Below are 11,877 nucleotides of genomic sequence, written 5' to 3'. Positions count from 1 at the left end.
GGCCGTCGGGGCAACCGACCGCCGGGCCACCCGTTTTCCGGGGTGGGCCGGACCGGTGGTAGAAATGCGCGAGAGCAGTGCGGGACGATCGAGGTGGCGTAGTCATGACGGAGTCCAAGGGACCCGGCAAAAGCGGCGGTGCGGCGGCGCCGGCGAAGAAGAAGCGGAAGGGTCCGCTCGCCAAGGTGCGGCCCTATGCGGTCGGCATCATGGCGGTGGTCGTGGTCTTCGGCGGCTCCGCGCTGATCGGCGCGCACGTGCGCGCCTCCAAGGACGACAAGGTGTCGGCCCCGACCGGCGCGGTCGGGCCCGCGGTGGTGCCGACCGGCCCGGTGAGCCTGAGCAGCACCGCGAGCCCGAGCCCCAGCGCCAGCAGCGGCCCCAACCTCCAGGTGGCGGTGCGCCCGGCCATCCCGGTCACCGTCACCATCTACGAGGACCTGCGCAGCCCCGACTCCAAGGCGTTCGCCGAGGAGTACGAAGCGGTCCTACGCCAGATGCTCACCACCGGCCAGGTCCAGATCCACTACCAGCTCGTCACCTCCTCGGACGCGACGTACGGCGGCAAGAGCTCGCAGTACGCCGCCAACGCGGCCGCCTGCGCGCAGGACCAGGGCCGCTTCACGCAGTTCGTGCAGGAGATCTGGGACCACCAGCCGGACCCGCACAGCCACGACCTCGGCAACGAGAAGCTGATCAAGACGCTCGCCCACAAGGCCAAGAAGATCAAGATGGCCAACTTCGAGCCGTGCATCGAGCAGGGTGACCACAAGGGCTGGGTGATCAAGTCGCAGGCCGACTTCGCCCGCTCCGGTCTCGGCCAGCTGCCCGCACTGGAGATCAACGGCAAGCAGGTCAAGAACGTGCGCACCTCGCTCACCCCGGACAAGCTGCGCTCCATGGTGAACAAGGAGACCAAGCGCGTGATCGCCGTGCAGGCCACCCCGAGCGCCTCACCGACCCTGAGCTGACACTCCGTCGGGCACCGCGCCGTCCGGCGCGACCCGCACCCGCGCACCGCCCGACACGAGCCGCCCGGCGTCCAACGCCCGGCGGCTCGTGTCGTTTCCCCGCGGTCGCCCGGTGTTCCCCCGCGCTTTCCGGTGAGTTCGGCTCCGGTGGGGAACTCCCCGCGATCACGACGATTCACACCTTCGGTCAAACAGCTTTCCCGCTTTGCCAACTTTCAGGCGAAATCGGGTAATGAAGGCATGTAGGCATGTGACGCCTGATCGTGGAGGAGTGGTGCGCGTGTCCATACCGGTCTTCGAGGACATCGAGCCCCTGCCGAGCTGCGGCTGCGAGGACTGCGCGCGCCGCAGACTGGCCGCTTCGGCGGCCCGTGACAGCGCCGCCCCCGTCGGGAGCGCGGCGCGGGCGGTCGTCGCGGCCGCAGCAGTCGGCACCGCGCTGGGCGGCGCCACCGTATGTGCGGCCCCCGCCGCGACCGCCACGACGAGAGCCGCCGCCGCGACGAGCACCGCCGCCACGGCGAGTGCCGTCGCCGCTGGGCCCATGGCGCTCACCCGCGCGCAGATCCTGGAGCGGGCCGAGACCTGGGTGTCCGCGAAGGTGCCGTACAGCATGACGTCGTACTGGAAGGACGGCTACCGGCAGGACTGCTCGGGCTTCGTGTCGATGGCCTGGGGTCTGAACACCAACGCCTGGACCGGCGACCTCGCCCGTTACGCGGTGCGGATCACCAAGACCCAGCTCCGGCCCGGCGACGTCCTGCTCTTCGACAACGCGGCCGACCCGGTCAAGGGTTCGCATGTCGTGCTCTTCGGCGGCTGGGTCGACGACGCCCGCACCGAGTACACCGGGTACGAACAGACGATGCCCGGCACCCGGGTGCGGAGCATCCCGTACGCGTACTGGTCGAACTCCGCGAAGTACGTGCCCTACCGGGACAAGTACCTGGCCGCCAAGAGCGAGCCGCCGGGGTCCGGCGCCGCCTTCCCGGGTCGCGGGGCGTTCGGCCCCGGGGCGAACAACGCGTCCGTCACCCGGCTGGGCAGGATGCTCGTCGGCCGCGGCGCACGCGGCTACTACCGGGTGGGCCCCGGGCCGAAGTGGGGACAGGCCGACGCCCGGGCCACCGCGGCCTTCCAGCGCGCCCAGGGCTGGACCGGCGCGGACGCGGACGGCCTGCCGGGACCCACCACGTGGAAGTACCTCGCCGACCACCGCGGCAAGGACATCGGCGGCACCCCCGCGAAGAAGGCGCCGACCGGCACGACGGCGCCGACCGGCACGCAGGCCGCGACCACGACGACCGCGCCCGGGACCCCCGGGTCCGTGACCGTCACGCCCGGGACGGCCGGTTCCGTGACCGCCTCGGCTGGGACGCCCGGGTCTGTGACGGCCGCGACTACGGCGACGGCGCCTGTTGTGGCCGCCTCGGCTGTGACGGCCGGGTCTGTGACGGCCGCGACTACGGCGACGGCGCCTGTTGTGGCCACCTCGGTCGGGACGCCCGGGTCCGCGACCACGGCCGGCGCCACAACGGCCGGGACGACCGCCGCGCATGCCGTCGGCGGCGGCGCGCCCGACCCCGGCCCGGCGTCGCTGCCCGGCCCCGGCCCGGTGTCGGCGCCGCACTACCCGGGCCAGGGCGCCTTCCGTCCCGGCCGCAGCAGCGCCGACGTGCTGGCCCTGGGCACCCGCCTGGTCGCCAAGGGCTTCGGCACGCACTACCGGGTCGGCCCCAGCCGTACCTGGTCCGAGGCCGACCGGCGCAATGTGGAGGCGTTCCAGCGTGCCCTGGGCTGGTCGAGGCGTGACGCGGACGGCCGACCCGGCCCCGAGACCTGGAGGCGACTGTTCACGTGACCGCGCCGAGCGCTTTCCCCGCCCCCGGACCGAGCGACCCGCCGCCGCCCCCGCGGGCCCGGCCCCGTACCCCGACCGCGGGCACCGCCCGGACCTCGGACACCGCCCCGACGATGGCGCTGCCCGCAGGCACCGTGCCCTGGCAGGCCCGCGAGACCGAGCCGGACCGAGAGGCGCCGGGCGGCGGCGAGCACGCCTGCCGCGCGCTCCCGGACACCTTCGTGGAGCGGCCCGGGCCGTGCCTGCCCGGCTGGGTCGCGGTCCTCACCGCACTCGCCGCCGCCTGCGCCGCGGCCGTGCTGCTGTGGCGGGCCGGCGCCCTGCCCTCCTGGCTCGACGGGCCGTTGCTGCCGCGCTCGCCCCGCACCGGGGCCGGCGGGCCGCTGTGGGCGGGCCTGGTCCCGCTCGCCGCCGTCGTGCTGCTGGCGCTGTCCGGGCTCGCCCGTGGCCGCCCCGGCAGCGTCCGCGTGCTCAGCCGCTGCGGGTCGTACCGGGGGACCGTACGCGGCACCGGGCTGCTGTGGATCAGCCCGCTGCTGCACCGCCGCCATGTCGATGTGACGCTGCGGCACTGGCGCAGCCGCCCGATCGACGCCGTGGACGCCCACGGCACCCCGCTGCGGGTCGAACTGCTGCTGGTGTGGCGGGTGCGGGACACCGCGAGAGCCGTCTACGCGGTCCGCGACCACGGCCGGTTCCTGCGCGAGGCGGTCGAGGCCGCCGTCGCCCGTGTCGCCGCCCGGTACCCGGTGGACGACTTCCGCGGCGAGCGCCCCACGCTGCGGGAGTGCGAGCGCGTCGCCGACGACCTGACCCGGCTGATCGCCGCCGAGGTCCGGGCGGTGGGCGTCGAGGTCTTCTCGGCCACCCCGGTCCGGATCGACTACGCGCCCGAACTGGCCGCCGCGATGCGGCGGGCCCGGGTCGCGGCGGTCGACGCGAAGCGCCGCAAGGCCGCGCTCGACGACGTGCTGGGCGCGGTGGGGGAGACGCTGCGCGGGATCTCCGAGCGCGGTCTCGGCCAGCTCGACGAGTACGAACGCAAGGCGCTGGTCCGCGACTTGACGGTGGCACTGCTCACGTCCTGAGCGCGTCCGGCCGCGCGCGGTGAGGTGCGCGTGCGGGACGAGCCCGCGTCCGCGGCTGGTCGGGGTGTGCGGCCGGTCGGGGTGTGCGGCCGGTCAGGGTGTGGCGCCCCCGGCTTCCCGACGGCCTCGGCCCGCGCCGTGGCAACGAACGTGCCCGGTCCTCCGTCGAGGAGGCCGGGCACGTTCGTCATGGGGGTCTGCTACGCGGGGACGCTCGCGACGCCGGGGGCGAGGAACGGCTTGCCGTTCACCCGCTCGGAGACGCCCTCGCGGTCGAGGTAGGGGGTGATCCCGCCGAGGTGGAAGGGCCAGCCGGCGCCCGTGATCAGGCAGAGGTCGACATCCTGCGCCTCGGCCACGACACCGTCCGCCAGCATCAGCCCGATCTCCTGCGCGACCGCGTCCAGTACCCGCGCGCGCACCTGCTCCTCGCTGAGCACGGAGTCGCCCTGCTTCAGCAGCGCCGCGACCTCCGGGTCCAGCTCGGGCGCGCCCGAGTCGTAGAGGTAGAAGCCGCGCTTGCCGGCCTTGACCACGGCCGCGAGGTTCTCCGAGACGGTGAAGCGGTCCGGGAAGGCGCCGTGCAGCGTCTCGGAGACGTGCAGGCCGATCGCCGGGCCGACCAGCTCCAGCAGCACCAGCGGCGACATCGGCAGCCCGAGCGGCTCGATCGCCTTCTCCGCGACCGCCACCGGGGTGCCCTCGTCGATGATGTTCTGGATCTCGCCCATGAAGCGGGTCAGGATGCGGTTGACCACGAACGCGGGCGCGTCCTTGACCAGCACCGCGGTCTTCTTCAGCTTCTTCGCCACCGCGAAGGCGGTGGCCAGCGACACGTCGTCGGTGCCCTCGCCCCGGACGATCTCCAGCAGCGGCAGCACCGCGACCGGGTTGAAGAAGTGGAAGCCGACCACCCGCTCCGGGTGCTCCAGCTTCGCGGCCATCTCCGAGACCGACAGCGACGAGGTGTTGGTCGCCAGGATCGCGTCCGGCCGGACCACGGCCTCCAGTTCGGCGAAGACCTGCTGCTTGACGCCCATCTCCTCGAAGACGGCCTCGATCACGAAGTCCGCGTCGCCGAACGCGGTCGCCTTGTCGAGGTGGCCGGTGACCAGGCCCTTCAGCCGGTTCGCCTGGTCCTGGCCGATCCGGCCCTTGCCGAGCAGCTTGTCGACCTCGCCGTGGACGTACCCCACGCCCTTGTCGATCCGCGCCTGGTCGATGTCGGTCAGCACGACCGGCACTTCGAGACGGCGGACGAAGAGCAGGGCGAGCTGGGAGGCCATCAGGCCCGCGCCGACCACGCCGACCTTGGTCACCGGGCGGGCCAGCGACTTGTCGGGGGCGCCGACCGGGCGCTTGCCGCGCTTCTGCACCAGGTTGAAGGCGTAGATGCCGGCCCGCAGTTCGCCGCCCATGATCAGGTCGGCGAGCGCGGTGTCCTCGGCCTCGAAGCCCTTGCGCAGGTCGCCGTGTTTCGCCGCGGCGATGATGTCCAGCGCCCGGTACGCGGCAGGCGCGGCGCCGTGCACCTTGCCGTCCGCGATGAACCGGCCGCGGGCCACCGCCTGGTCCCACGCCTCGCCGCGGTCGACCTCGGTGCGGACCACCTCCAGCTCGCCCTTGAGCACCGCCGCGGTCCAGGCCAGCGACTGCTCCAGGAAGTCCGCGGCCTCGAACAGCGCGTCGGCGATGCCGAGTTCGTGCACCTGGGCGCCCTTGAGCTGGCGGTTCTGGTTGAGCGAGTTCTCGATGATGACGGTCACCGCGCGGTCGGCGCCGATCAGGTTCGGCAGCAGGGTGCAGCCGCCCCAGCCGGGTACCAGGCCGAGGAAGACCTCGGGCAGCGAGAACGCGGGCACCGACGCGGAGACCGTGCGGTAGGAGCAGTGCAGGCCGATCTCGACGCCGCCGCCCATCGCGGCGCCGTTGTAGTACGCGAAGGTCGGCACCGCCAGCGACTGGAACCGCTTGAAGACGTCGTGGCCGCCGCGGCCGATGGCCAGCGCGTCCTCGTGCCGCCGCAGCAGCTCCACGCCCTTGAGGTCGGCGCCGACCGCGAAGATGAACGGCTTGCCGGTGACGCCGACGCCGACGATCTCGCCGTCCGCGGCCTCCTTCTCGACCTGGTCGAGGGCGGCGTCGAGGTTCGCCAGCGACTGCGGGCCGAGCGTGGTCGGCTTGGTGTGGTCGAAGCCGTTGTCGAGGGTGATCAGCGCGAACCGGCCCGCCCCCGGCAGGTCGATGTGGCGCACCTGGGCGTCGGTGACGACCTCGCCGGGGAACAGCTCGGCCGCGCCCTTCAGCAGATCTGCGGTGGAACTCACTTGCCGCTCCCGTCGAAGTTCGGGTTCTCCCAGATGACCGTGCCGCCCATGCCGAAGCCGACACACATGGTGGTGATGCCGTAGCGCACCTGCGGCTGGTCCTCGAACTGCCGGGCGAGCTGGGTCATCAGCCGCACCCCGGAGGCGGCCAGCGGGTGGCCGTAGGCGATGGCGCCGCCGTACTGGTTGACCCGCGGGTCGTCGTCGGCGATGCCGTAGTGGTCCAGCAGGGACAGCACCTGCACCGCGAACGCCTCGTTCACCTCGAACAGGCCGATGTCGTCGATGCCCAACCCCGCCTTGGCGAGCGCCTTCTCGGTGGCCGGGATCGGGCCGATGCCCATCACCTCCGGCTCCACGCCCGCGAAGGCGTACGACACCAGGCGCATCTTCACCGGCAGGTCCAGCTCGCGGGCGACGTCCTCGGCGGCGAGCAGGGAAGCGGTGGCGCCGTCGTTGAGCCCGGCGGCGTTGCCCGCGGTGACCCGGCCGTGCGGCCGGAACGGCGTCTTCAGCCCGGCGAGCTGCTCCCGGGTGGTGCCCGGCCGCATCGGCTCGTCGGCGGTGGCCAGCCCCCAGCCGGTCTCGCCGACCTCCGGGTCGGTGCGGCGGATCGCGATCGGCACCAGGTCCTGCTGGATCTTCCCGTTCGCGTACGCCTTCGCGGCCTTCTCCTGGCTGCGGACGGCGTACTCGTCGGCGCGTTCCTTGGTGAGCTGCGGGAACCGGTCGTGCAGGTTCTCCGCGGTCATGCCCATGAACATCGCGGACTCGTCGACCAGCTTCTCGGAGACGAACCGCGGGTTGGGGTCCACGCCCTCGCCCATCGGGTGCCGGCCCATGTGCTCCACGCCGCCGGCCAGCACCACGTCGTACGCGCCGAAGGCGATGCCGCCGGCGGTGGTGGTCACCGCGGTCATGGCACCCGCGCACATGCGGTCGATCGAGAAGCCGGGCACGGTGGTGGGCAGTCCGGCGAGGATGCCGGCGGTACGGCCGAGGGTCAGCCCCTGGTCGCCGATCTGGGTGGTGGCCGCGACGGCGACCTCGTCGACCTTCGCCGGGTCGAGGCCGGGGTTGCGCCGCAGCAGCTCGCGGATGGACTTGATCACCAGGTCGTCGGCGCGGGTCTCGTGGTAGATACCCTTCGGGCCCGCCTTGCCGAACGGGGTGCGGACGCCGTCGACGAAGACGACCTCCCTCGCGGTACGAGGCACGATGCTCCCTTTGATTGTGTTCGCTCGCCTCCGGGCGCTTCGACCCGGTGTCGACGGTCGTCGCTCCCGCGCTCGTTCCTCGCTTGTCGCTCCTCCACTTTCGACACCGGCGCGCCCTTTGGCTCGCTCACCGGCGAACCCGGGTGGATGGTGACCGTGCGGGTGGACGTACTCCGAGGAGTGGACGCGTCTGACGCACCCAATGCTACTCATGGGTAACCCATGTGCCTACTCCTACCCCGGCATGCGGCGCAGGTCACACCGAAGAGCCGTCCGGTGGACGGCGGTTCGGGTGTTACTGAGGGTTACTCGGAGGTCGTGCCGAGGGCTATTCGGCGGCCGGGGAGGGCGGCTGGGTGGTGAGCGCCTGGGTGAGCAGGGGCGTGTTGAGGGCGACCTGCCAGGGCCGGGCGCCGAGGGAGGCGAGGGCGTCCGCGACGGCCTCGGGGGTGATCGAGGACGGCGGCGCCCAGCAGATCCGGCGGACGGTGTCCGGCGTGACCAGGTTCTCCTGGGGGAGGTTCAGCTCCTCGGCGAGCGCGGAGACCGCGGCGCGGGCCGCGGAGAGCCGGGCGGCGGCCGCCGGGTCCTTGTCGGCCCAGGCGCGCGGCGGCGGGGGGCCGGTGTACGCGGCCGTGGGCTGCGGGAGTTCGCGCTCCGGCAGGGCCCGGGCGCGGTCGATCGCGGCCTGCCACTGCTCGAGCTGGCGGCGGCCCATCCGATGGCCGAAACCGGGCAGCGCGGCGAGCGCGTGGACGTTCGGCGGCGTCTCCAGGGCGGCGGCGACGATCGCCGCGTCGGTGAGCACCCGCCCGGGGGAGACGTCCCGCTCGCGGGCGGTACGGTCCCGCGCCTGCCACAGCTCGCGCACGATGCCGATCTGCCGGCGGCGGCGCACCTTGTGCATGCCGGAGGTACGGCGCCAGGGATCGACCCGGGGAGGCGGCGGCGGGGCCGCGGCGATCGCGGAGAACTCCTGGAGCGCCCAGTCGAGCTTGCCCTGGCCGCGCAGCTCCTCCTCCAGGGCGTCGCGCAGGTCGACCAGCAGCTCCACGTCGAGTGCCGCGTACCGAAGCCACGGCTCCGGCAGCGGTCGGGTGGACCAGTCGACCGCGGAGTGGCCCTTCTCCAGCGTGAAGCCCAGTACGTTCTCCACCATGGCGCCCAGGCCGACCCGGGCGAACCCGGCCAGCCGTCCGGCCAGTTCGGTGTCGAACAGGGAGCTCGGCCGCATGCCCAGCTCGAACAGGCACGGGAGGTCCTGGGTGGCGGCGTGCAGGACCCATTCGGTGCCGTCCAGCGCCTCGCCCAAGGACGAGAGGTCGGGACATCCGACGGGGTCGATCAGCGCGGTCCCTGCCCCGGTGCGGCGCAGCTGGACCAGATAGGCCCGCTGTCCGTACCGGTAGCCGGAGGCGCGCTCGGCATCGACGGCGACCGGACCGGAACCTGCGGCGAACGCCGCGACGACTTCTGCGAGGGCCTCCGGGCTGGCGGTCACCGGCGGGATTCCCTCGCGCGGGTCCAGCAGCGGGACCGGCGCCGATGATTCCTGGATTGCGGTCTCTCTGGCGTCGGTCACCTGTCAAGGGTAGCCGTGGTGAGCCGCCGTGGTGGATCTCCGTCGCAGCACGATTGCCGACCGGCCGACGTCACGGCCGGGGACGGGGGGTGTCGAGGCGGTGTCCGGCAGGCCGCGGCGGCCCTGGGCGGAACGTTCCGCCCAGGGCCGCCGACGGGTCCCGGGGTCAGTGGATGATGCCGGTGCGCAGCGCCACCGCGACCATGCCGGCCCGGTCGCCGGTGCCGAGCTTGCGGGCGATCCGGGCCAGGTGGCTCTTGACGGTGAGCGCGGACAGGCCCATCGACACCCCGATCGCCTTGTTCGACTGGCCCTCCGCGACCAGCCGCAGCACCTCGACCTCGCGGCCGGACAGCTCGCGGTAGCCGCCCGGGTGGCCGGGCACGCCCGGCGGGCGGCGCTGCATACGGGCCGCGGTGGCGCCCAGCGGGGCCAGGCCCGGGCGGCCGGCCAGCGCGCCCGCGGTGTTGCGGGTGCCGGTGACGACATAGCCCTTCACGCCGCCGGCCAGTGCGTTGCGCACCGCGCCGATGTCGTCGGCGGCCGAGAGCGCCAGGCCGTTGGGCCAGCCGGCCGCGCGGGTCTCGGCGAGCAGGGTGAGGCCGGAGCCGTCGGGCAGGTGGACGTCGGCGACGCAGATGTCGCGCGGGTTGCCGACCCTGGGGCGGGCTTCGGCGATGGAGGAAGCCTCGATCACGTCCCGGACTCCGAGCGCCCACAGGTGTCGGGTGACAGTGGAGCGAACCCGGGGATCGGCCACGACGACCATGGCCGTCGGCTTGCTGGGACGGTAGGCGACCAGGCTCGTGGGCTGCTCGAGAAGAACGGACACCGGGCCTCCTGTGCAAAGGGGACTGAAACGGTCACAGTCTCCTTCGGCAGCATTTGCTCCCGGCTTTAGGGAAAGATCACGATTTGTTGGAGAACAATTCCGGCAAATCGGACGGCCGATCGAACAGCGCCGGGACGGACCGTCAGGTCCTGCGCTTCGGCAGTGGCACCACGCCGCTCACCGGCCGCCCGGACGGGTCGGGACCGTCGGTCGGCGGCAGGCCCGCGCACGCGCACAGCAGGTCGCACCAGGCCACCAGGTGCGCCGCCGTGTCCGGACCGCCGAGGCCCGGCCGGTCGTACGGCGTCCACGACGCGCGGATCTCGATCTGCGTGTCGTCCCTGCGCTCGGACAGGCCGCCGAAGTAGTGCGAGGACGCGCGGGACACGGTGCCGCTCGGCTCGTGGTAGGCCGCCCCGCGGGCCGCCAGCGCGCCGGTCAGCCAGGACCAGCTCACCTCCGGCAGCAGCGGGTCGCCCGCCATCTCCGGCTCCAGCTCGGCCCGGGCCAGCGTGACCACCCGGAACTCGCCGTGCCAGGCGTCATGGCCGTCCGGCTCGTGCAGCAGCACCAGCCGGCCGTCGGCCAGTTCCTCCCCGTCGGCGAGCACCGTCGCCTCCAGCGCGAAGGCGTACGAGGCGAGCCGGCGCGGCGCCGGCACCTCCTCGATCCGTACCTCGGTGCGGGCCCGGGCGGTCCGCAGACCGTCCACCGCGCGCCGGAAGGAGAAGGGAGCCTCGTCCGGCGAGTGCCCGTGAACCGCAGCCATGCCCGGAAGACTAGGCCGCCACCCAGCCGCACGCCCGCACCAACACCCCTTGTGTCACGGCGTGCTGCCGAAGGAGGCGGGTGCGGCGACGGAGAAACGCCGGCCGGGCGCGGCGGTGTTCCGGGGCGTGGGAGGATACGGGGTGTGAGTGTGCACCAGCAGACCGCTGCTTCCCCGTTCATCCGCGCCTGCCGGCGCGAGTCCGTGCCGCACACCCCGGTGTGGTTCATGCGCCAGGCCGGGCGGTCGCTGCCCGAGTACCACAAGGTGCGCGAGGGCATCCCGATCCTGGAGTCCTGCACCCGGCCCGAACTCGCCGCCGAGATCACCATGCAGCCGGTGCGGCGGCACTCCGTGGACGCGGCGATCTACTTCAGCGACATCGTGGTGCCGCTCAAGGCGATCGGCATGGACGTCGACATCAAGCCCGGCCTCGGCCCGGTGATCGCCGAACCGATCCGCACCCGCGCCGACCTCGCCCGGCTGCGCGACCTGGAGCCCGACGACGTCTCCTTCGTCACCGAGGCGATCGGGCTGCTCCTCGGCGAGCTCGGCGCCACCCCGCTGATCGGCTTCGCCGGCGCGCCCTTCACCCTGGCCAGCTACCTCGTGGAGGGCGGCACCTCGCGCAACCACGAGCGCACCAAGGCGATGATGTACGGCGATCCCGAGCTGTGGCGGGACCTGATCGACCGGCTCGCCGACATCACCACGAGCTTCCTCAAGGTGCAGATCGAGGCCGGCGCCTCCGCGGTGCAGCTCTTCGACTCCTGGGTCGGCGCCCTCGCCCCCGCGGACTACCGGCGGCACGTCATGCCCGCCTCCGCGAGGGTCCTCGACGCCATCGGGGGCTACGGCGTGCCCCGCATCCACTTCGGCGTCGGCACCGGGGAGCTGCTCGGGCTGATGGGCGAGGCCGGCGCCGACGTGGTCGGCGTCGACTGGCGGGTGCCCCTGGACGAGGCGGCCCGCCGGGTCGGCCCCGGCAAGGCGCTCCAGGGCAACCTCGACCCCTCGGTGCTCTTCGCCCCGACCGCCGCGGTCGAGGCGAAGGCCGCGGAAGTCCTCGAAGCGGCCCGCGCGTCCGGCACGGGCCACATCTTCAACCTCGGCCACGGCGTCCTCCCCAGCACCGACCCCGACGCCATCACCCGCCTCGTGGAGTACGTCCACACCTCGACCGAGCGGTAGCGGACCCGCCCGGGTGCCCCCTTCGCAGGCGGGGGCACC

9 protein-coding genes are annotated in these 11,877 nt (G+C 73.3%); 4 read left to right on the top strand and 5 right to left on the bottom strand.

Annotated features, from left to right (window positions below; all coding sequences use genetic code 11):
- Positions 1-104 precede the first annotated feature (104 nt).
- The 3 genes from OG896_RS08430 to OG896_RS08420 all read left to right on the top strand — a co-directional run bounded on the left by OG896_RS08430 (position 105) and on the right by OG896_RS08420 (position 3,920).
- Positions 105-971: a DsbA family protein gene (locus OG896_RS08430; protein WP_328470448.1), complete on the top strand. Its 867-nt coding sequence runs from the start codon at positions 105-107 to the stop codon at positions 969-971.
- Positions 972-1,251: 280 nt separating this feature from the next.
- Entirely contained in the window at positions 1,252-2,832 is a 1,581-nt protein-coding gene (locus tag OG896_RS08425; protein WP_329363845.1) for a peptidoglycan-binding protein, read from the top strand.
- A 113-nt stretch (positions 2,833-2,945) separates the two neighbouring features.
- The gene (locus tag OG896_RS08420; RefSeq protein ID WP_329363843.1) at positions 2,946-3,920 is read left to right on the top strand and encodes an SPFH domain-containing protein; all 975 of its coding nucleotides are present in this window, start codon (positions 2,946-2,948) and stop codon (positions 3,918-3,920) included.
- Between the two features lie 200 nt (positions 3,921-4,120).
- Here the strand turns inward: OG896_RS08420 and OG896_RS08415 are convergent, their stop codons facing one another.
- The 5 genes from OG896_RS08415 to OG896_RS08395 form a co-directional block, all read right to left on the bottom strand.
- Positions 4,121-6,247: a 3-hydroxyacyl-CoA dehydrogenase NAD-binding domain-containing protein gene (locus OG896_RS08415; protein WP_329363842.1), complete on the bottom strand. Its 2,127-nt coding sequence runs from the start codon at positions 6,245-6,247 to the stop codon at positions 4,121-4,123.
- Positions 6,244-7,464 (bottom strand): thiolase family protein, encoded by a 1,221-nt coding sequence (locus OG896_RS08410; protein ID WP_329363840.1) that lies wholly within the window; start codon positions 7,462-7,464, stop codon positions 6,244-6,246. Before OG896_RS08410 ends, OG896_RS08415 begins: the two co-directional genes overlap by 4 nt.
- Positions 7,465-7,792: 328 nt before the next feature.
- Positions 7,793-9,046, bottom strand: coding sequence for a ribonuclease D (locus OG896_RS08405; RefSeq protein WP_329363838.1), 1,254 nt, complete (start codon positions 9,044-9,046; stop codon positions 7,793-7,795).
- Between the two features lie 166 nt (positions 9,047-9,212).
- Positions 9,213-9,878, bottom strand: a complete 666-nt coding sequence (locus OG896_RS08400; RefSeq protein ID WP_103884949.1) for a response regulator transcription factor — start codon at positions 9,876-9,878, stop codon at positions 9,213-9,215.
- A 142-nt stretch (positions 9,879-10,020) separates the two neighbouring features.
- Positions 10,021-10,647 carry a DUF3000 domain-containing protein gene (locus tag OG896_RS08395; protein ID WP_329363834.1) on the bottom strand — a complete coding sequence of 209 codons (627 nt, stop codon included), beginning with the start codon at positions 10,645-10,647 and terminating at the stop codon, positions 10,021-10,023.
- 135 nt (positions 10,648-10,782) lie between these two features.
- On the opposite strand from OG896_RS08395, the gene hemE reads away from it, so the two are divergent.
- Positions 10,783-11,838, top strand: coding sequence for a uroporphyrinogen decarboxylase (gene hemE / locus OG896_RS08390; protein ID WP_329373817.1), 1,056 nt, complete (start codon positions 10,783-10,785; stop codon positions 11,836-11,838).
- Positions 11,839-11,877 lie beyond the last annotated feature (39 nt).

It is taken from the genome of Streptomyces sp. NBC_00669, assembly GCF_036226785.1.
Taxonomy (GTDB): Bacteria; Actinomycetota; Actinomycetes; order Streptomycetales; family Streptomycetaceae; genus Actinacidiphila.
The sequence above is the reverse complement of the archived record's forward strand: the minus strand, read 5'-3'. Positions and strand labels throughout refer to the sequence as shown.

Coding starts and splice junctions, on each gene's coding strand:
- OG896_RS08420 (WP_329363843.1), top strand. CDS start 2,946: ATGGCGCTGCCCGCAGGCACCGTGCCCTGGCAGGCCCGCGAGACCGAG.
- OG896_RS08430 (WP_328470448.1), top strand. CDS start 105: ATGACGGAGTCCAAGGGACCCGGCAAAAGCGGCGGTGCGGCGGCGCCG.
- OG896_RS08395 (WP_329363834.1), bottom strand. CDS start 10,647: ATGGCTGCGGTTCACGGGCACTCGCCGGACGAGGCTCCCTTCTCCTTC.